We start from the raw sequence: 21,449 nt of genomic DNA, 5'->3' as shown, positions 1-21,449 counted from the left end.
ATTTTTTCATTTGCAAGCCAGTTTTCTAACCAGTTTTGTTTCAAGCACATGCCTTTTGCAGTACTGTGTTCAAAGAAAACATATTACACTGATACTCGATCGGGATGAATAATACCGATTACAAGCCTTATTTGTTCCTAGGTTGTTTATTGCAATATAGTTCAGCAAAAGTATTACCTTAAATATTTACTAAATTTATCATAAATAGGATAAGTTTGAGACTATCTTAACCTCCCTCTATGGAGTATCACTTTTCTCTTAAATGCTCATGTTTTCTTAGAATTTGAATGTCTTACATATCTAACATATAACATTTTCATGGAACGAAATTTGATATGAAGAAAATTGTGAAGATGCAGAAAACGCAAACATGTGACTATACTTTGTAATTTACATTTCATTAGAAGGAATTTACGATACACTAGCACAAACTGAACGTTTGGCTCAAGTAATGAAACATATAACGCTACTATATTTTAGAATAATATAACAGAGGAGGAAAGACTTAATTAGACATACTGAAGGAGAACTTTTGATTGCCCCAAAAATGCACTTTAGAAATCTATCGACATTACTCAAATGTCTAATCCTTAGGTGGAAATGTCAATGGTATTTGGCAACTATATTAATATATTGACAAACATGGTAATGTGTGGATAATTTATAATATATCCCATGGAAAGAAGTTGGTAAATTGAAAAAGATTCTCATTTTGTTCTATTTAACGGTTTTATTATCTACTAGTTTGCTAGGTTCCACTGATGTTGTAAAAGCAAAAGAAGCACTCAGCCCAGAAGTGAAAAATATGTCTATAAAAACTATTAGCCAATCAAAAATTGATTCAATTGTTCAGCAATCCAGAGAAGTAGCTAAAGAAACTAAAGAAAATAATAAACATAGTAATAGACAGCTGATTGATGATACTAATCAACTTATCAACTATTTTTTAATTGAGGGAGATACGGGGTATTTTTATGAAATGACTCCTGATGAAGAGGAAACTCTACAAGTTTTTGATATCGAAAGCACTGTTGATACATCTAATGCACAAGATAATAATTTTATTAATACACAAGATAACGAATTGGTTAATGCACAAGATAACGAATTGGTTAATGCACAAGATAACGATTTTATTAATACACAAGATAACGAATTAGTTAATGCACAAGAAATCGGTTTATTTAATGTTCTTTCAGCTAATTACCTTCCAGACGGAATTGGTGGAAGAGTCAAAATAGCTGGAAATGGGAACTATATTACCAGTACAGTTACACTCCCTACTACTACTCAAATGGGCAATACGCAAACGGGGATAGCCTATATCTACTCTGGATTCAGTGGCATGAAGTCGTCGGGGGCTTCCATTGAAACAGATATGGGGCTTCAATATAGTAAGAATAATAATGGAACATTTAAATGGAAACCATACTTAAAATGGAGTGCTGATAACACTTTTGGTTTTGGTACTCATCTACCTTCTAACAATGTAGTTAATGATCAAAATGGATTTAAAATGGGTTCGAATGTAACGATGACCATTTACAGAAATGTAAATGGAAATACACGATTATCGCAATTAGGTACTGCAATATGTAGTGATGTAAATTGTTATTCTCAAAAAGAAACATTCCTTACTTCCATAGTAGAAGTAGCAGGAACTAATGTCTCGTCAGTAACAAAATGGAAACTTTTAGCAACAATAGCAGGATCAGATTCAGTCAAAGGTAAAAGCTATGCTAAATTTACTGGAGTAAATGTTGATGGTGTTACAAAAACACCAGTAGCTGATGGAGCAGATTACGCTACTATTACTGTTGGCACTGGTACAGCAACAATTACTGTTTCAAATCCTTAAATGAATTCCAACCAAAGTGGGAGAAGTTCAATTTAATGAACTTCTCTTTTATTATCCATATAATGTAACTTTAAGTAAGAATTTAACGTTTGTTTATATGGATTAGTCGTAGTAATAAAATTCAATAGAAATGGATGCGATTGTAATGTGGAAAAAGATTTTATATACCTTATTTGTTGCTTTTTGTTTGCCATCTTTTTTTTCGCAAGGAGTACATGCTGATGTAGCACCTCCTATTCAAGTCATATGGAATGATAATTCCCTTCCAGAAGTGAAAGTTATCGTTAAGGAGGGGAGAGTTTATCTTCCGCTTAGAAAGACCACTGATCTTCTGCAAGGCGTGACTGTATGGAACAAGAAAACAAATACGATTACGATTCAACGACCAGAAACAACCATTAGTCTGAACATTGGCTCCAAGAGCGCTAAAGTTAATGACAAAGCTATTTCGTTTGATTCCCCTCCTTTTGTTATGCAGGGTGTAACTTACGTTCCACTTCGTTTCACTGTAACTGCATTTGGTATTGATGTTTCATGGAATGCTAAAGAGTCCTTGGTTAGTGTAACCACAGGTGAACAACTTACTAGCGCATCCTCTAATGGAGAATATTTCTGGTTAGATAATCACTCTGGTAGTGTATATGCCTTATTCAATAATAAATCGATTTCAAAGTTGGGAGATACAACATTCAAAATTGAAGGTATTAGCCCTCTATACAGTTCAATAACTCTTATTGATCCTGATACTTATTTGTTTAACATAACTAGGCATGGCGGCACTACATTAGCGTTGAGAGATCATTATCAAATATTGATTCATGATTCAAAAATAGTTAAAACAGCATTGGTAAGATATTTTGATGGTATAGTTGATAGTAACCAAGTTGAGCACAACGGGGAAGTTATCATGCGAGATGGTTCAACTGTAATATTTGTAAATCCAAATGGTTCAATCAATAAAAGCTTTGACTTAGCTAAGTTAACCAATTTAGATGAGAATACTTTTAACGTCGAGGCGGTATTTGATGACTATTTACTTGTGAAAGCACATCCCTATGGAACGTTGTGGTTAATAGATCGGAGTACAAACGAAGCAGTTGCTTTGTACAAGACACTGTTGACCAAAGAACAACAGCAGAGGGTTGATACATGGGATAAGACCGATATGAGCTTCCAAGGAGATGGACTTTCATTTATTAAAAGAGATGGTCAAAAATTGACTCTTACTTTTACAGAATGGTGGTTCAGTAATGAGGTATCTTCTCTCCAATTCAATATCCCTAATTAAACAAAGCTTGCCCAGTGTTCTCAATGCATATGATCGGCTTTGTTATTCTTATAATTGTATTAGACTATAGAACAACTTCTTTACTGAGGTTATAAGTATAAATAAGAGAGATCAGTTTAGTGTCATCGTAAGGTGAATACAGCACTAAATACCCCCAAAGAGCTTTCAACCGTCATGGCTTAAGCTTTGGGGGTAGTCCATTTTTGTTAGGTTAAATGTCTGTAAAGAATTCTAAAAGCGAACGGGTCAAGGCTTATGTTCATCATTTTGTTCTTGGGCTTGACGATTTCATTACTCAAAGCATCACGCCAATCCTCGGTCTCCATTGGATGTGATAACGTTCTCGGCTTATCTGTATTGTTCATCCATACCGTAAAATGCATTTTGTCGTCCAGACGTTCATACACGATGCAAGGATCATTGCTTGTCGCTTGTAAAAAACGAAATCGTCCTTGTCTAAGAGCGTTATGTTGCTTGCGAAGATGAATCATCAGCTTATAAAAATCGTGCAGCTCACGATCCTGCTTGGCTTGATCCCATTCCATGCATTTACGGCAATCCGGATCACTATCGCCCAAAATACCAACCTCATCGCCATAAAAAATACATGGTGTTCCGATATATGTGAACAGAAACACGACACACAACTTCAGCTTTCTTTTGTCATTGCCTACCCTTGTCAGCAGGCGGGGAGTATCATGACTGCACAGCATATTGAAGACGACTTCATTTGTCTGCTGAGGGTAGCGCATGATAAGTGAGCCCATCTCATTGGAAAAGTTGTATCCATCCATGCCCCCGCAAAAAAATTCCAGAACTTTGTCTGCAAAAGGATAGTTCATCACTGAATCAAATTGATCGCCAAGCAGCCAATTCAGTGAATCACTCCAAACCTCACCAATGATATACGCCTCAGGATTTGCTTGTTTAACAACCTGACGGAAATCCCGCCAAAAGTGATGATCAACCTCATTTGCCACGTCAAGCCGCCATCCATCAAGCTTGATTTCTCTGATCCAATATTCTGCAACACCTAATAAATATTGTTTAACCTCCGGATTTGCGGTGTTGAATTTTGGCATATTCCCAAAAAAACCAAAGGTATCGTACGAAGGAATACCATCCTTTACTTCGGGAGGAAACTGGTTGATATGAAACCAGTCTCTGTATTTCGATTTCTCACCGTTTTTCAACACGTCTTGAAAAGGAGGAAAATGTTCTCCGCTATGGTTAAAAACGGCATCAAGAACCACGCGAATCCCCACCTTATGACATGCTTCAACTAATTCACGTAAAGTCTCATTGGTTCCAAAATGAGGATCAACCAGCTTGTAATCCACTGTATCGTATTTATGGTTAGAGGGAGCAACGAATAACGGTGTAAAATAAATCGCATTAATTCCAAGTTCGGACAAATAGTCCAGATGATCCAGCACTCCTTTTAAATCACCACCAAAGAAGTTAAGACGAGTAGGTTTTCCACCCCAGGGCTCGACCGTATCAGGATCATTGGACGGATCGCCGTTAGCAAATCTCTCCGGCATGATTTGGTAAAATACAGCTTGTTTTGCCCACTCCGGCACTTTAAAAACATCAATTTCATGAATATAAGAAAACTCGAACAATTCACCTGGAGGGGCAGGGGGCTCGTGCTGTATACCTGTGTCGAGCATATACACTGTTTCATTGCCGGAGCTCAGTTTGAAAGCATAAGCCAATCGTTTATACCTAGGTCTGACGTCCACCTCCCAATAGTCAAACATACCGTCATGAGCGGCTTTTTCCATCGGGAGTTCTTGAAATGTTCCTCCCCAGTTATATTTGTCTCCAGTTAGAGCATGTACCTCAGCGACATCGTCTCTTTTGGTACGAAAACGTAAATGAATGGTCTTAACATCATAAGCGTAAGCCCATTTATCTCGGGGAACATGATATAGCGCTTCTAACAGCATACAGGGCGCACCTCTTTTTAACTATTTTGATATACATTATTCCCGATCTTTTTATACATCATGAATGTATACGGATAGAAGTTTTATGCACGTTATTAATATTAATATACATAATAATCCAAGAATGAGGTTTGCTGAAATGATGTATTGTAACTGTATTATTAGAATTGAATATTTGATTTTTTATGTAAAATTTTATGTAATCCAACGATTTTGCTCAGTTTATTAAGCATTTAAATTATTAACCACAGTTTTATTATACAAACAGTAAAAATAGCGGTTATAAACTTTCAAGTGTGAAAATAAAATGAATTACTTGAAAAATCCTTTGCATATATATGCATATTGCTTTATAATTAGCCCAGTAGTTCGGAATAACATATTTCGACATAAGCAGACAGGAGAGAGACAAATGAAAAAATGGGGCATATTATTTGTAGCGTTATTGATGGTAACAAGTGTACTCGCAGCGTGCGGTAACGATAAATCAAACACTGCAGGCAAAAAAATTATTGTAGGCATGAGTGCCGACTTCCCGCCATATGAATTCCACATCAAAAATGAAAAAGGCGAAGATGAGGTTGTAGGTTTTGACGTTGAAATCGCAAAGGAAATTGCAAAGGATTTGAACGCAGAAGTAGAAATCAAGGATATGAAATTTGAATCCCTGCTTAACGAATTGGAGAGCGGCCGTGTAGATCTCGTTATTTCGGGTCTGAGCCCTAAACCAGAGCGCCTGAAACAAATCGACATGTCCAAGATTTATTACAAAGCGGAACAATCGGTAGTATCCCGTACTGCTGACAAAGACAAATATACTACGATGGAATCACTTGAAGGCTTGAAGATCGGTGTTCAAAAGAGTTCGATTCAAGAGGATATCGCTAAAGAAATTCCTAACGCAAAATTAACTTCATTATCTAAAATTTCTGATATCGTGCTGCAGCTTACTTCTGGCCGTGTAGATGTTGCAGTGCTTGAAGGACCTGTTGCTGAATCGTTTGTGAAACAAGTTGATGGCATTACAATTACCGATGCGAAGCCTGCAAATGAGGATGAAGGTTATGTGGTTGGTGTGAAAAAGGGCAACAAAGAAATGCTTGATCAAGTCAACACTACATTGGATCGTCTGATTGCTGATGGCAGCATTGATAAATTCGTTGCAGAAGCCAGTGCTCTTGCTGAGAAGAAATAGTTGCGAATTTAGCGTTTACTGAATGTCCTGCAGAAAATAGCGAAGCTGTTCGCTGTTTTCTGTTTTTTTGCCAATTGGCATTAAGTTGTTAAATAGGAGGTCGATTAAATTCATGGAATTGTTTACTATGTTTTGGGAATACCGCAGCTATTTCCTCACGGGTGTGCAATACACACTGATATTGGCGGCGATCGGTGTATTATGCGGTTTTGTATTAGGACTCATCATTGCCCTGCTCAGAATGTCTTCTTGGAAAATCGTTCGTTTTTTCGGTCATGCCTGGGTAGAATTTCTACGTGGTACGCCGATGCTCGTTCAGTTGCTCATTATACATTACGGTTTCGCTACTGTACTGGGTGTTAGCTTCAGCCCCATCGAATCGGGGGCCATAACACTTACTATCAACAGCTCCGCTTACCTTGCGGAAATATTCAGAGCAGGTATTGAAGGGGTGGACCGTGGGCAAGGTGAAGCTGCTCGTTCTCTTGGCATGAGCAAAGGGATGACTTTGCGATTTATCATCATTCCACAAGCGTTAAAATCCGTTCTTCCTGCGATCGGTAATGAGTTTATTACGATTATTAAGGAATCATCCATTGTATCGATGATCGGGGTAACTGAAATCATATTCCAGTCCGGTGTTATTGTCGGTATTACTTATGACCCTATGACACCTTATCTGATCGCTGCGATCATGTACTTTATTTTGACATTTACCCTCTCCCGTATTTTGGGCGTGTTCGAAAGGAAGTTGAAGGCCAGTGATCACCGTTAAAAATTTGCATAAAAACTTTGGGCCCCTTCACATTTTGAAAGGCATTGACCTCGAAATTAAAAAAGGGGAGGTTGTTGTCGTCATCGGACCTAGTGGTTCAGGTAAAAGTACTTTTCTGCGCTGCTTGAATCTTTTGGAGCAACCAACAGATGGCGAGATTAAGTTCGAAGGTAAATCTATTACCGATAAACGTCACAACATTAACAATACGCGTGAAAAAATGGGGATGGTGTTCCAGCAGTTTAATCTGTTTCCGCACAAAACGGTAATGGATAACATTACGATGGCACCCATCCGGGTCAAAAAGCTTGATAAGGCCAAAGCAGAAGCCATCGCTGTTGATCTGCTTCGTACAGTTGGCCTTGAGGACAAGCGAGATGCTTACCCTTCTCAGCTGTCCGGTGGACAGAAGCAGCGCATTGCAATCGCTCGCGCACTTGCCATGGAGCCTCATGTAATGCTGTTTGATGAGCCGACGTCTGCGCTTGACCCTGAAATGGTCGGAGAAGTGCTTGATGTTATGAAGAAGCTTGCAGAACGTGGAATGACGATGGTGATCGTAACCCATGAAATGGGCTTTGCTCGAGAAGTAGGCGATCGGATTATTTTTATGGATCAAGGAATTGTTATGGAACAGGGTACTCCACAGGAAGTTTTCAATGCACCTAAGCACCAGCGGACTCAGGATTTTCTTAGTAAGGTGCTGTAAAGGATTTTGATTGAAACGAAGCTTAGCGCAAGTAATACAACTTGCGTGGAAGCTTCGTTTTTTAATTGTGGGAACAAGAGTAATAGGGATGTGGGCAACAATGAGAAGAAGAACAGAAATGGTGGGGTGGAGCGGCAAACGGGAGGATGAGCGGCAAACTTGGAATCACCAAAAATCACAACAATAACGATGCTGGTGTCCGCATAAAAAAACGGAAATAATTTATTTTTTACAAAAAGTTTACCTTTAAAAACCTATATACATCAATGGTTTCAACGCTTTGGTAACATTTTCATGGTCAAAAGGTAACAAAATTGTGATATATTCAAATAGCCAAAACTTGCTGAAGCAAGTGCGGGGGACGATTTATGAAGAGCCACAAATGTAGAGCAAATGCTCTTTGAACTGGTGATGGCCTTCTTGGGGTGAAGCGCAAACGTTGCGTAGGGTGTAATCCTTTTTCCCGAATCCGACAACTAACTCCGCAGGTGATATAAAAAGGAGGACAACATGAGTAAACATCCAGGATTTACAAGAACGATCAGAGCAGCAGTTATTGCAGTAGGCTTGGCAGGTTTGTTACAGACAGTACCTGTTCATGCAGATTCAATACATAGTGTGAAGGAGGGGGACACGTTTTACAAACTCTCCAAGCAGTATGGTGTGAGTTTAGACAAGCTAATGAGTGCGAATCCATCGGTCAAAGAGAACAACATTTATGAGGGACTGCAAATTACTGTTCCAGACGCAGGCAATAACTCTAACGCAATTGTATCTGCAGCATCGGCTAATGCGAATTCCACTGGCACTGCTACTATATTGCCGTCACTTAAAGTACTATCTAGTGATAAAGTCGTTGAAGCATGGGGAAAAACCTTCAAATATTCCAAAACCGTTAATGTCACAGCAACCGCATACTCCGCCGCAGCAAGTGAGAATGGTAAATGGGGAGCTGTTGATTACTTTGGCAAACCGTTAGAGCTTGGCACAATCGCAGTTGATCCGAGTGTTATTCCAATGGGTACTAAAGTGTTGGTTACAGGACACAGTCACAACAATCTTCCTGATAAAGCATTCGTAGCTACTGCGACAGATCAGGGTGGAGCTATAAAAGGACATCGTATCGACATTTTCATTCCAGGCAGTGCACAAACAGTGAGCACTTTCGGTTTCCAGGATGTCAAATTGTATATCCTTCAATAATTTACTTGTTTCGATATATCTCAAAAAAGTTAGAGGAATGGATAATGAGGCATAAGCCCATATCCATTCCTCTCTTTTATAGTACTGGCTACTTATATTTCTTTGTATGAAGCAGCTCATCTAAAGTTACAAAATGATATCCTTTCGCTCGCAGCGACTGTATAACATCAGGTAGTGCATCAATGGAACCGCTAAGATTGGAGCCTACTCCGCCGCCGGCATGCTGCAGCACAATAGATCCAGGGCCGACAGCATTTAAAATGTTAGCCTTCACCTTCTCCTTCCCAAGCCCTTTCCAGTCCAGTGAATCTACATTCCAATTTATAATTTTGTACCCGTTTAACTTCGCCCATTTGACTTGTCCTTCATTGATCTCACCGTATGGAGGTCGAATAAGCTTGGGACGATATCCTATGGTTCTCTGAATAATTTTTTCGGTGCGCTGAATTTCGTTTTGAAACTGTTTAACCGAACGGTTTTTGAACTGAGGATGACTATAGGAGTGGTTGCCGATAAGATGACCGTTTTGATGGATTTGCCGCAACAAATCAGGGTGCTTCTGTGCCCGACTGCCAACAACAAAAAAAGTTGCTTTAACACCTTGCTTACGAAGGATTTCGAGAACCTTTGGTGTAAAGCGGGGGTCAGGGACATCATCAAATGTCAAAGCAATTTGTTTTACCTCAGGGCCTCTGAATTTGAAGGTTTCGGAATATTTTTTTCTCAGCTCTCCAAGGCTGAGCGGTTCTTCAACTGAATTGGAAGTTTCGGTGGCCATGTCCTCAGTGACTGGCTTATGATGGGCTTGTACGGTAGCATGGCAAGTGACTAGTGTGATCAAAATAATGACAAGAGTTGTCACTAGCAACCGTAGGCGCATTATTTTGTTGGACATAGCTATACCTCTCCTTTTCACGTAACAATGGTAAAAATAATTATTCCCGATTTAAGGCCAGATTATGTCAATCAACAGCAGTGTGACGTTTATCACAGACTTGTTTACTTAAAAATTGCATTTTATAATGAGCGATACTAGATATTTAGATACGGAGAGATAGAGGAGAGTGAGCGGCGTGGCAGAAGTGTTGTCTAATGTACAAGTAGCACCAGGAGTATTTAGATTAGCAGTTAAAGGACATGATGGAGGTCGCATGGGGCAATTCTATATGTTGCGAGCTTGGGATCGATATCCCCTGTTGTCCAGACCCATAAGCATTTTCGACATCTCCAGGGATGTTATTGAATTTCTGTATATTGTAGCTGGTGAAGGTACTGAAATGTTTTCTCGTTTGGAAACTGGCGATCCTATTTCGTTAGAAGGACCATTTGGCAACGGTTTTGAGAAACCAACGGGAAAAACCGCTTTTATCGGCGGTGGTATCGGAATTGCACCGTTCTATTATGCACTACGTGAAATCAAAAATGCTGACGTATATTTAGGATTTAGCCGAGATTCTTACATGGTTGATGAATTTCGTAAGGCTACCACAGGCAATGTTTATGTTGATATTGGTGGAATAATTTTAAATTCAGTTGACTTCAATGCTTACGATACGATTTATACCTGTGGTCCACATCCTATGTTACATGCGGTACAGCGTAAACAGATTGAATCAGGAAGTAAAGCGAAGATCTACGTTTCTCTTGAAAATAGAATGGCCTGTGGCATAGGAGCCTGCCTCGTATGCAGCGTGAAATGTAAGGATGGTCGTAAAAAGGCATGCGCCGACGGCCCGGTATTTCTCGCGGAGGAGGTGGTTTTTGAATGACCAATTTACATTGTACGATTGCAGGCGTTGATTTTAAAAATCCGATCGTTATGGCTTCGGGTACATTTGGTTTTGGTAAAGAATATGCTAAGTATTATGATATTAATCGGCTTGGAGGCATATCGGGTAAAGGATTAACTCTGCATCCCAAAGAAGGTAATGACGGGATACGAGTGTATGAGACACCTTCAGGCATGCTTAACAGTGTTGGCTTGGAGAACCCTGGTGTACGTGCTTTTTTGCAACAGGAATGTTCCAGATGGGAAAAGCTTGATATTGCACGGATCGTAAATTTGGGTGGCAACACGATTGAAGAGTACGTTGAGGGTGCAGCTCTAATTAATGAAGATAACATGAATAGAGAACGTGAAGGGCGTAAAGCTGTAGATATTATTGAATTGAACATCTCATGCCCCAATGTCAAAGCAGGCGGAATGGCTTATGGCATTCAGACTGTAACCGCGCGGGAAGTTGTAAGACAGGTGAGACAAGCTACTTCCTTGCCTTTGATAGTCAAATTGTCACCGAATGCAGAGGATATTGTCGGAATGGCGGCAATGTGTCAGGAAGAAGGGGCGGAGGGCGTTTCCCTCATCAATACCTTTTCTGCAATGAAAATAGATGTATACAAACGTCGCAGTGTGTTCAACAATTTATATGCGGGTCTGTCAGGTCCAGCCATTAAACCGATTGCGCTGCGAATGGTACATCAGGTTAGCAAGGCAGTTACGATTCCAGTGATCGGCATGGGGGGAATCAGCAATGCTACCGATATTATTGAATTCATCATGGCAGGCGCAACGGTAATTCAAGTCGGAACCTATAACTTTGTCAATTTACGAGCTGGTGAGCAACTGCTTCAAGAGCTTGAGAACTTTATGCTTCAAGAAAATATTTCATCTTTGGACGAAATTCGCGGTATCCTATAAAATAGAGGACAGAGTGTGCTCTAAGGAGAGATTGCGAATGATGAACTTTGATGACATTACTGTGAGATCACTCCCCATGGGGCGTGATCTTTTAATTATGGTTACCGGAGGCGAGGAACATATTGGTGCAGCATCGACTGCTTATTATGAGGATCAGGAGCTTCAGGTGCAGACCTCAATTGTCCCAGGACATAAAGAACATACCTTAAGTGTGGAGATGGCCAGACAAGCAGCAAAAGTTCTGAAGCGTACGGTAACGCTCGTTATGGGAATTCACTATGATAACTTAACAAAGGAAGAAATTATGAAGGTCTCGGAAATAGCAGAATCTAAGTTTAAAGACCATTTAGAGCAATTAACGTCGGAGGTGTCACAACAATGAGTAATTTAGCTGGAAGCGAAGCGGGAGGAAAGGCTGAAAAATTCCGTCGTCAAGCTATAGAAGTAAGTGCAGCCCAAGCATCCATATTACCGTATGCACGTTTACTTGACTGTGAACGGGTTCTTTTGGCAGAAGCGCAAGGACGCACCTTAGCGGAAAATATTACTGCACCGCATCCGTACCCACATTTTCGCCGCTCAGGAATGGATGGCTTTGCTATCATTAGCACTGATACGAAAGGTTGCTCCTCAGAGCAGCCTGTTGAGCTTGAAGTAGTGGATGAAATACCTTGTGGAAGCCTGCCTAATGTAAAGCTGGTGTCTGGAACAGCAGCACGCATTATGACAGGCGCCAAGGTTCCTGATGAAGCAGATGCAGTCATTATGTTTGAAATGACGAAAGAGATCCATAAGAAGGATGCTAATCATCAGAAGAAAAAATATATTGAGATCAGACGTGAAATTGAAGTAGGTAAAAACTTAACCCCTGTCGGTCTGGAATTGGCCCTCGGTGATCTCATTCTTGAGAAGGGACGGCATATTGGAACTGGCGAGATTTCGGTGTTGGCTACATTTGGCATCCATCAGGTTCCAGTCGTTAGACGACCGCGCGTGGCGGTATTCTCTACCGGTTCTGAATTGCTTAGTGTAGAAGAGCCACTGCAAGATGGCAAAATAAGAAACAGCAACACATACATGCTGGCGAATCAAATACGCGAAGCAGGTGGAGAACCATATATTCTCCATGCGATAGAGGATAACCTGGAGCTTGCGCGCAGCAAGGTTGCAGCGGCATTTGCCCAACACGATATCGTTGTAACTACAGGTGGAGCTTCTGTCGGAGATTTTGACATTATGGCTGATTTAGTTACAGGCAATGATGTCCAAATGCTATTTAACAAGGTACAGATGAGACCAGGTAGTGTAACAACGGCTGCTGTGAAGGATGGCAAGCTGCTATTTGCACTGTCGGGGAATCCTGGAGCTTGTTTTGTTGGATTTGAGCTTTTCGTCAGACCCGCTATTCAAAAGATGCTTGGAAGCTCACAGCTATTCCTACCTGAATTCTCAGCTTCATTGGGCAAAGCTTACAGTAAAGTGAACAGCTTTACCCGTTTTGTAAGAGGTCGACTAGATTATTCAGATGGAAGGGTTATGGTCTATCCGGCTCAGTTGGATGAATCAAGCGTAATGATCACAATCAAGGATAGCGATGTTTTGATCGTTATTCCTCCAACGACCACTGGAGTTCATGCAGGAGAGATGGTTAAGGTGCTGAAGCTGCCAAGGGGTACAACATGATTGAGGTAGCTAGTAGGACTGATCAGAAGATTATTCAAATCGTAGGCTACAAAAATAGTGGTAAAACCACCTTGATCTCAAGGCTAATCCCTATACTTAATGACATGAATTATAAAATAGCTGTGATCAAGCATGATGTTCACGGCTTCGATAGCGATGTAGAAGGAACCGATACCTATAAGCTGCGGCAAGCTGGCGCTTTAGCTACAGCAATCACATCTCCTTGGAGAACAGCGATTATGGAGGAGCGAGAGACTTCGGTTCAGAGTTTAATAGATTATTTTCGCGAGTATGATCTTGTCATTTTGGAAGGATTTAAACAAGAGGAGTATCCAAAATTGGTTCTGGTAACTTCGACTGAGGATATGCAACTTGTTAGAGAATTGAGTCAGGTTATTGGGATTGTGTACCGTGGTCTGAATGACAAAGAGCGAGATTTAGTACTTGCGCTGTCAATAGAGGAACGTCTACAATTGTTTGAGGTGAAACAGGATAGAGAGATCGTTAATTTTATGATTGGAAGTTTATAGAGAACAGTGTAGTTAAGAAGATTAAAGACAAGGAAAACCACCGAACAGGCTATTGCCTAGTTGTGGTGGTTTCTTGTTTCAAATCGATTTTTTAAGCTTGTCTATCATTACTATTTCTTCAGGAATATTAATCAAACGCCACCATGAAAATAAAGAGGAGTTATACTGCCATTATCTGATATGATTGTAATTGGACTGAGAATTAAAACAAAAAGACTAGATGTCATCAGAAGATAAGTTAATTTTTTTTTCATGTTCATACACCTCTTTAATTAATTTTTGGTAGGTTGATTTAACTTCACAAGAAGCCTCATCTTTGTAGAGTTCAAATAAACCTACACATTTGATTATACCAGATTTATCCCTATTTTTGGATGATTTTTCTAAACATATTAATAAATAGGTATACCCAACTTCATATTTTTCATTACGCAGGTAATATTCCGCAAGTTCGTTTGATAAATTTATGGTTACATCTGAGATAATATGTGATGAATAAAAGGGACTTTCTTCTTGATTTTCCAAATAATTTGAAATATTAGATGCAAATTGTTGAAGAATGTCATCCACATTATAGTAATGCTGATTTGCTGCTTCAACAATATTTAATAATGCGACTAAAATTTCGTGATCTTTGGATTCAAAATAGACTACATAGTCTGGAAGAATACTCACATCTCCTAAGAACAGCTTGGATACAAAAATATTAGCTACTGACCACTCTTTAAATAGACTTTTCCAATATAATGTTTCTTCATCCTTCTCTTTAACCCAGTCTAAATCTGCATATAAAGAATTAAAGTGTAAAGCCAAATCGCGTTGTTTACGTGCCTCATAAACAGCCCCCAGCAGTAAATAAGGGAAAGCAATATAAACAAATGCAGGCCTGCTTGTTTTTTTAATCTTATCTTTACTGTGAGATCTACTTTTAGAGAAATAGTAGGCCTTGCCTTTTTCCTCCATCCGCTTTGCCAGTACCTCGAGCTTATCCCAATCTCGTAAAGAGCGATATAAATTTGCCAGATCCTTTAATGCTTCCAATTGGTCAATCTCATCCAGCCGTTCTAAATAGGGTTCAAATTGGATAGCAGCATGTTGATTTTTGATTTGATCATTTCCGAGGCTCAAATTAAATAATCTGTATTTGCACAAAGCAAGTCGTTCCGAATGCTGCTGCTTTTCGCTTTCAGCGACACTTTCATACAAAAATCTCGCAGCGGCAAACTTTTGAGTCTGAAAAAAATCCTCTGCGACATCAAATAACAGTGGAGCATACATAAGATTTTCCATTAATAGACTCACTACTTTTTTTATACAGTCCAGCTTGTCCAAATCTGCACAGCGATACAGAAAGGGGCGGATTCTGCGCCAGTTTGGTGATGATTCATTCAAATAATCTACAATGTATTGGTCATATAAATGACCCTCAGGCAAATTCATCACAGCGGTAATCCGATCTAACTGATCGATTGTAAATATCTTGTTCCTATTAAAAATAGAGCTCAGCGTACCTGCGTTTACTTCTGCTTTTTTGGCTATTTTACTTAAGCATAAGTTTTCCTGCAAAATAAAGGAATTTACTCGTTCGAGAATCGAGGTTGAATTGTTCATATAAAATATCACCTTTTAAAGAAAATTAGTTTTTCTAAATGGAAATAACTCATATGTCGTGTTACTACATACATATTTTGTTAATATATTACAAATCAATATAATCATATATTTGATAGGTGGTCAATAATTTTCTATTAAGTTTGAAAATATGTCAAAAAGGACTATTCCTAGAAATTATGGAGATAGTCCCTGTAATAAACCTTCACTCTATGCACGACGTTCAATCGCTTCAGACATCGTCTTGTCAGTCAAATGCGCATATACTTCTGTTGTTTCGGTAGAAGCATGTCCAAGCTGTTCTTTGGTCTTATAAATATCGTTCTGTAAATAATAGTCGGTAGCAAAAGAATGCCGAAGTTTATGAACCGTTAAATATGGCTTGCCAAACCGTTTGGCGTATTTGATGATCATCGCCTGAATGGCGCGTTTTGTCATGCGTTTGCCCTCTTTTTGCCCGTTCGGAACGGCGACAAAGAGCGCCTTTTCCCGTTTGGGTGTACGATATCGTGTCGTTCTTAAATTTAAGTAATGGGATAAATCATCTTTAGATTGATCCCGGAAATATACAGGCGTCTTAAATGATTCATCGTTGTTGCCTTTACGAAAAACGTATAGCAGCTTGTTAGCGAGATCTAAATCATCTACATTCATATTCACAACTTCCGATACCCGTAACCCTGAATTCAGAATCAGACTCGCAATGCAGGCGTCGCGCTCTTTATTTTGCTCATAGGAATAAAGTGCCTGCTTGTTGTCATGGATATCCTGACCGTAACCCTCAGCAATATAGCTGATGAATTCTATTAATTCATCTTCCTCAAGGATTTTACCTTTAAGCTTGGCTGCGGTATCCTTTGGTTTATGAATCCGTTTGATTTCCACCTTGGCCATAATGTTACGCTTGAGCAACGGGTAGAAATTCTCGTCTTCAGCAATTTGACTCAAGTAATGAAATAGTGAGCGAAGGGAAGACATTTTACGAGAGACTGTAATTTTGGAATTCGTCCCTTCGGTTCTGGTCGTTAAATGAAGTCGATAACCTACCACACTCTCCATATGCAGTGTCTCTAGCTCCAGAAGAGTAACACCCGCATTATTGTCCGCTACAGACAAGCCTTCAGCTCTTAACCATCCAAAAAACTGCTCATAATCTCTTACATATTCCAGCAGAGTAGAAGGAGAGAGGTCGGGTAGTTTATAATCAATAAACTGCTGAACGAACCAAGGCATATGTACCGTTTTTTCATCCAGCCTTTTGCGATCAATTATCTTTTGTATGTTCATTCGGTACACCTCCACAAGATGCGGTTATAGAGCTATTGTATCATTCTGTATAAGGAAAATGTAATCGGGATCACCATGAGATTGGGGGATTTCGTATACAAAAACCTCTCCAAAGAACGATTCTAATAGATCTTTAAAATTCGGAGACGGCGTTGCGCTCCAGAATGTAATACTTCCGCCGGGATTAAGCCTTTGAGTTAATGTCTTCAAGCCCAATTCATCATAGAGTAAGCTGTTGCCCTCAAACACTTTCCAATCCGGACCATTATCAATGTCGAGACAGATCAAATCAAAAGAATCCCCTGTTTCTTGTATCCAGGAGATCAGATCATCATTTACTAATTTGCATTTAGGATGTGACAAAGCATAATTTGAAGCAGGGCCAAGGACAGACCTGTTCCATTCAATTACTTTTTCCTCAATTTCAACAACAGTAACCTGCTTAATACGTTTATCCAACAGAGCTTCCTGAAGTGAAAAACCAACACCAAGCCCGCCTATAAGCACAGTCTTCGGATTTGCTACATGCTGAAGTGCGCTGCGAACGAGCAGTCGCTCTGACTCGCCGTTATATGTCGCCATCAGAAATGTACCATTGCTTATTACCTCAAAATACTCGCCTCTGCGTTGTAACTGGATTTCCCCTCTTGGTGTAATTGCTCGTTCAATAATTTCAACAGGACAATTGCTGTAATTCATGTGATGCTGCACCTCCATTGCCTTCCACTAGAACATCAGATTGCAGATGTAAGCTCCAAGTTAACTTTGACTATAGATAAATTGGAAGTGGATGTCAAATTTCAGGCTGTTTTCTCATTACTATGAAACAATATTATTTATTTTGCGTTTATATTTGTGGAACTAAAGTATGGAAAGGTTGGAGAAATTGTGAATTTAAAAAGTATTCTCATAAAAACATGCATCCTAACAGGCTGTATGACATCTTTATTGTTTTCTCAAAACAGTTCGCAAGCTACTGCTCAAACCGTATCAAGCAGCCATCAAGCACAAAACATATCGATTATTATTCAAGGTAGTTCATATTCTGTCCAGTCACAGCCTTTTCTACGGAATGGAACAGTCTACATTCCATTGAGGGAGGTATCCAACGGGCTAAGCTCTGCAGTGACCTGGAACAGTCAGAACAAACAAATCACCATTTCACAGCCAGGTCAGAAGATCATAATGACGCTAGGTAAGGCTACTGCAACTAGAAATAATAAAGAGGTTAAGCTTGCCAATACCCCGATTATCAAAAATAACCAAGTTTATGTATCTATTCGCTCCGTAGCAGAGCTGATGCAGGCTAAAGTAAACTGGAATTCAAGAGATCAATTTGTAGAGGTAACTCCAAATACCAGCCTTATGATGGTAAGAGGGCCTTCTCATTTTTATTGGCTAAACCGCACGAATGGCGAGGTTCACTATGCTTCCAGTTCTATTGCTGAAGCTAAATTAGCGGGGATTATGACGCTTGATATTAAAGGATTTAGTAATTTAGATCTGGTATCTTCTGGGAAATTAGAACAATTAATTTTAACCGATAGTTACGGCGAACCTATGATAAACACAAATCTATATTCTGCATTAATGGTTAACGGCTCATTAGTAAAACAAACAAAAGTTCATTACTGGCAACGTTTTGTGTTTAATGTGACATACTTGGGTGATCGGCCTGTGATGACAGACGGAAAAATGCTTTATGTGTTAGATTCGGCAGGAGAGGTCAAGCTGGAGTACGATTTAGTTAAAATAGTCGGTTTGGATGAAATCTATTCCGTGGAGGGAATTGGAGAAGGTTTTGCGCTTGTCAGACCTAACAGTACCGGCTTGTTAACCCTGATTAACTTGCAAACGCTTGATACGGTTCAGTTATACAAACAGCTAAATGGACAAGAACAAGAATACGCAGAGCATAATGATGTTCCGTATCATGGGGATGAGATCAAGTTCGAAAGGGAAAAAGACGGTGTATTATTCTTTTCCTACAACAGCATTTTTGATGGACAAAAGCACAATTTTACCTACAAGCTTGATGAAAAATAAGGTTAGGTAATAAACTATTTTCGTAGTCATGGTAAAAAACCTCTTGACTTTATGATTAATAAAAAAGTAAAATAACACCATTATCATTTCATATGGCGAGAATCAAAGACATGATTTCCTGCACGGACTGTACAGAGAGAGGGGCAAACGCTGCAAGCTTCTCCAGTCACGGCTCTGAAATTACCACTTTGTAGCCGTGGCGTTGAACCCGTTGATCAGTATTCGCGATAGTAAGCGGCGCCGTTTTATCTACGATATCGGATACCAATAAGGATTTTGTAGCATTAACTTTGGAAGGTATTCCCGAGTGATAACTTGCTGCAGATCAAATTAGGGTGGAACCACGAGATGAACGCACTCGTCCCTTTGAGGACGAGATGCGTTTTTTTGCGTTCAAAATTATGAATTCAGAATGGAGGATAAGTCATGGAGGTCAAGGTAACTTTACCGAATGGAAATGTTAGGAGGTATCAAGAAGGAACCACATTTGATCAAGTAGCGGAGTCCATCAGTGCAAGCCTGAAGAAATCAGCCATTGCCGGAAAAATGAATGGAAAGCTCTATGATCTTAACCATCCCATCGAGTCTGACACCCTGATTGAAATTGTTACACTTGAAGGACAGGATGGATTAGAGATATATCGACACAGCACAGCACATTTAATGGCTCAAGCACTGAGACGAGTATATGGTGCTGAGGCAGTCAAGCTTGGGATCGGACCCGTGATTGAGGACGGTTTTTATTATGATATTGATATAAATCAGCCATTATCCCTTGACGATCTGACAGCGATTGAACAAGAGATGGAGAAGATCATTCAAGAGGATCACCGCATCGTACGTCGAGTTGTCAGTCGTGAGGAAGCAATCAGGATTTTTCACAATTTAGAGGAACCGCTAAAAGTAGAGCTTATTCATGATCTGCCGGAGGCTTCGGTAATCACGGTTTACGAGCAAGGTGAATTCGTGGATTTATGCAGGGGGCCGCATCTTCCATCCACAGGTCGGATCAAGGCCTTCAAGCTTATGAGTGTGGCAGGTGCATATTGGCGTGGCGATTCTGATAACAAGATGCTGCAGCGTATTTATGGAACTGCATTTCCGAAAAAAGCTCAGCTGGATCAACATCTGCACATTCTTGAGGAAGCTAAAAAGCGTGATCATCGTAAACTCGGGAAAGAGCTGGAATTGTTCATGTTCTCGGAAGAAGCACCAGGCATGCCTTTCTTTCTTCCAAAGGGAATGACGATCCGGACAGAGCTTGAGAACTTCTCACGCGAATTGCAGAGACAACGTGATTACGAGGAAGTACGTACACCACTTATGATGAATAATCGGATTTGGGAGCAATCAGGCCATTGGGATCATTATAAGGACAACATGTACTTCACGAACGTAGACGAAACTAAATTTGCGTTAAAACCGATGAACTGCCCGGGGCACATGCTTATTTTCAAAAACAAATTACGATCCTACAGAGAATTACCGATTCGATTATCTGAATTTGGTCAGGTACATCGGCACGAATTCTCCGGTGCGCTTAACGGGATGATGCGGGTGCGTACATTTTGTCAGGACGATGCGCACTTGTTTGTACTACCAGAGCAAATTGAGGAAGAAATTAGCCGAATCATTGCTTTGATTGATCACGTATATCAAGTTTTAGGTTTTGAATATAAGGTCGAGCTTTCTACAAGGCCTGAGGATTCAATGGGCTCAGAGGAGCTGTGGAATCAGGCTGAGCAAGCTTTGCAGAATGTGCTGGATAATCTGGGAATCGAGTATCATGTCAACAAAGGCGATGGCGCATTTTACGGGCCCAAAATAGATTTTCACATATTCGATGCGCTAAAGCGAAGCTGGCAATGCGGAACGATTCAACTCGATTTCCAAATGCCTGAGAAGTTTGACCTCTCCTACATTGGCGAGGACAGCCTCAAACATCGACCTGTCGTTATTCATCGTGCTTTGTATGGATCGATTGAACGTTTCATCGGAATTTTAACCGAGCATTTCAGCGGTGCATTCCCTCTATGGCTAGCCCCTGTTCAAGTGAAAATACTGCCTGTGTCAGAGAATTACGTCGACTATGCTTTGCAAGTGAAACAAATGCTGGAAGAAGTCCAAATTAGAGTAGAGATTGATGTTCGCAATGAGAAGCTTGGCTACAAAATTCGCGAAGCGCAGCTCGAAAAGATTCCATATATGCTGGTGGTTGGCGAGAATGAAAAAAATGCAGGCTCCGTATCTGTCAGGAAGCGGGAAAAGGGTGATCTCGGCACAATAAAAATTTTGAACATTATAGATACAATTCGAGAAGAAATTCGAGACAAAATGATAGATTAAAGCCTGCTTGGTTACCGCCGTTCTAAGGACAAAATAAGGAATTGAATCTACATTAATTAATAACATTAACTATTATAATTAATGACATTAATTAATAAATATTTTGAAAAGCTTGTTGACTATTTTTTGTAGATCGGCATATAATAGCACCAAGTTTACAACTACTGGCTGTGAAAAGGATCAGGCAACATGGGCTCTTATGTTCAGAGAACGGTGAATACGCTGAAATCACCGTCTTAATCCCGACGCCGACTCGCCTTGGAGCTGT

Annotated in this window: 18 protein-coding genes and 1 riboswitch; of the genes, 13 read left to right on the top strand and 5 right to left on the bottom strand. The window is 40.0% G+C overall.

The window, feature by feature from the left end; all coding sequences use genetic code 11:
• The first annotated feature begins 694 nt into the window (after positions 1-694).
• On the top strand, positions 695-1,858 hold the full coding sequence (locus tag BLS49_RS04295) for a YrpD family protein (RefSeq protein WP_091227016.1): 1,164 nt from the start codon (positions 695-697) through the stop codon (positions 1,856-1,858).
• 145 nt (positions 1,859-2,003) lie between these two features.
• Positions 2,004-3,146 carry a copper amine oxidase N-terminal domain-containing protein gene (locus BLS49_RS04290; protein WP_175471306.1) on the top strand — a complete coding sequence of 381 codons (1,143 nt, stop codon included), beginning with the start codon at positions 2,004-2,006 and terminating at the stop codon, positions 3,144-3,146.
• Positions 3,147-3,352: 206 nt separating this feature from the next.
• On the opposite strand, the gene BLS49_RS04285 is transcribed toward BLS49_RS04290, so the two are convergent.
• A complete protein-coding gene (locus tag BLS49_RS04285; protein WP_091227013.1) occupies positions 3,353-5,098 on the bottom strand; it encodes an alpha-glycosidase in 1,746 nt (581 codons plus the stop codon).
• 412 nt (positions 5,099-5,510) lie between these two features.
• On the opposite strand from BLS49_RS04285, the gene BLS49_RS04280 reads away from it, so the two are divergent.
• The 4 genes from BLS49_RS04280 to BLS49_RS04265 all read left to right on the top strand — a co-directional run bounded on the left by BLS49_RS04280 (position 5,511) and on the right by BLS49_RS04265 (position 8,980).
• Positions 5,511-6,293 carry a transporter substrate-binding domain-containing protein gene (locus tag BLS49_RS04280; protein WP_091227011.1) on the top strand — a complete coding sequence of 261 codons (783 nt, stop codon included), beginning with the start codon at positions 5,511-5,513 and terminating at the stop codon, positions 6,291-6,293.
• Positions 6,294-6,405: 112 nt separating this feature from the next.
• Positions 6,406-7,068, top strand: a complete 663-nt coding sequence (locus BLS49_RS04275) for an amino acid ABC transporter permease (protein WP_091227010.1) — start codon at positions 6,406-6,408, stop codon at positions 7,066-7,068.
• On the top strand, positions 7,055-7,777 hold the full coding sequence (locus tag BLS49_RS04270) for an amino acid ABC transporter ATP-binding protein (RefSeq protein ID WP_091227009.1): 723 nt from the start codon (positions 7,055-7,057) through the stop codon (positions 7,775-7,777). Before BLS49_RS04275 ends, BLS49_RS04270 begins: the two co-directional genes overlap by 14 nt.
• Positions 7,778-8,098: 321 nt before the next feature.
• Positions 8,099-8,283, top strand: a riboswitch (cyclic di-AMP (ydaO/yuaA leader).
• Between the two features lie 4 nt (positions 8,284-8,287).
• Complete coding sequence (locus BLS49_RS04265) at positions 8,288-8,980, top strand: 3D domain-containing protein (RefSeq protein ID WP_091227007.1); 693 nt, start codon at positions 8,288-8,290, stop codon at positions 8,978-8,980.
• An 88-nt stretch (positions 8,981-9,068) separates the two neighbouring features.
• Here BLS49_RS04265 and BLS49_RS04260 read toward each other — a convergent pair whose 3' ends face one another.
• Positions 9,069-9,875: a polysaccharide deacetylase family protein gene (locus BLS49_RS04260; RefSeq protein ID WP_245742267.1), complete on the bottom strand. Its 807-nt coding sequence runs from the start codon at positions 9,873-9,875 to the stop codon at positions 9,069-9,071.
• A gap of 178 nt (positions 9,876-10,053) precedes the next feature.
• Here BLS49_RS04260 and BLS49_RS04255 point away from each other — a divergent pair, with 178 nt between their 5' ends.
• The 5 genes from BLS49_RS04255 to mobB are packed head-to-tail and all read left to right on the top strand — an operon-like array spanning position 10,054 to position 13,891.
• Positions 10,054-10,749, top strand: coding sequence for a dihydroorotate dehydrogenase electron transfer subunit (locus BLS49_RS04255; protein ID WP_091227006.1), 696 nt, complete (start codon positions 10,054-10,056; stop codon positions 10,747-10,749).
• Entirely contained in the window at positions 10,746-11,678 is a 933-nt protein-coding gene (locus tag BLS49_RS04250; protein ID WP_091227005.1) for a dihydroorotate dehydrogenase, read from the top strand. Before BLS49_RS04255 ends, BLS49_RS04250 begins: the two co-directional genes overlap by 4 nt.
• Before the next feature lie 37 nt (positions 11,679-11,715).
• Positions 11,716-12,060, top strand: a complete 345-nt coding sequence (gene lpdD / locus BLS49_RS04245) for a prenylated flavin chaperone LpdD (RefSeq protein ID WP_175471305.1) — start codon at positions 11,716-11,718, stop codon at positions 12,058-12,060.
• Positions 12,057-13,361, top strand: a complete 1,305-nt coding sequence (locus tag BLS49_RS04240) for a molybdopterin molybdotransferase MoeA (RefSeq protein WP_091227004.1) — start codon at positions 12,057-12,059, stop codon at positions 13,359-13,361. Before lpdD ends, BLS49_RS04240 begins: the two co-directional genes overlap by 4 nt.
• On the top strand, positions 13,358-13,891 hold the full coding sequence (gene mobB, locus BLS49_RS04235) for a molybdopterin-guanine dinucleotide biosynthesis protein B (RefSeq protein WP_091227002.1): 534 nt from the start codon (positions 13,358-13,360) through the stop codon (positions 13,889-13,891). Before BLS49_RS04240 ends, mobB begins: the two co-directional genes overlap by 4 nt.
• Positions 13,892-14,107: 216 nt before the next feature.
• Here the strand turns inward: mobB and BLS49_RS04230 are convergent, their stop codons facing one another.
• The 3 genes from BLS49_RS04230 to BLS49_RS04220 all read right to left on the bottom strand — a co-directional run bounded on the left by BLS49_RS04230 (position 14,108) and on the right by BLS49_RS04220 (position 17,488).
• Entirely contained in the window at positions 14,108-15,502 is a 1,395-nt protein-coding gene (locus BLS49_RS04230) for a transcriptional regulator (protein ID WP_091227001.1), read from the bottom strand.
• 210 nt (positions 15,503-15,712) lie between these two features.
• Positions 15,713-16,789 (bottom strand): tyrosine recombinase XerS, encoded by a 1,077-nt coding sequence (gene xerS, locus BLS49_RS04225; protein WP_091227000.1) that lies wholly within the window; start codon positions 16,787-16,789, stop codon positions 15,713-15,715.
• Positions 16,790-16,813: 24 nt separating this feature from the next.
• Positions 16,814-17,488 (bottom strand): spermine/spermidine synthase domain-containing protein, encoded by a 675-nt coding sequence (locus BLS49_RS04220; protein ID WP_091226998.1) that lies wholly within the window; start codon positions 17,486-17,488, stop codon positions 16,814-16,816.
• Positions 17,489-17,677: 189 nt separating this feature from the next.
• Here BLS49_RS04220 and BLS49_RS04215 point away from each other — a divergent pair, with 189 nt between their 5' ends.
• Positions 17,678-18,835, top strand: coding sequence for a copper amine oxidase N-terminal domain-containing protein (locus tag BLS49_RS04215; protein ID WP_091226996.1), 1,158 nt, complete (start codon positions 17,678-17,680; stop codon positions 18,833-18,835).
• Between the two features lie 426 nt (positions 18,836-19,261).
• Positions 19,262-21,181, top strand: coding sequence for a threonine--tRNA ligase (gene thrS / locus BLS49_RS04210; RefSeq protein WP_091226994.1), 1,920 nt, complete (start codon positions 19,262-19,264; stop codon positions 21,179-21,181).
• Positions 21,182-21,449 lie beyond the last annotated feature (268 nt).

It is taken from the genome of Fontibacillus panacisegetis, assembly GCF_900102215.1.
In the GTDB taxonomy this organism is placed as follows: Bacteria; Bacillota; Bacilli; order Paenibacillales; family Paenibacillaceae; genus Fontibacillus; species Fontibacillus panacisegetis.
Note: the sequence above shows the minus strand (reverse complement) of the source record. Positions and strands in the feature narration are given on the sequence as shown.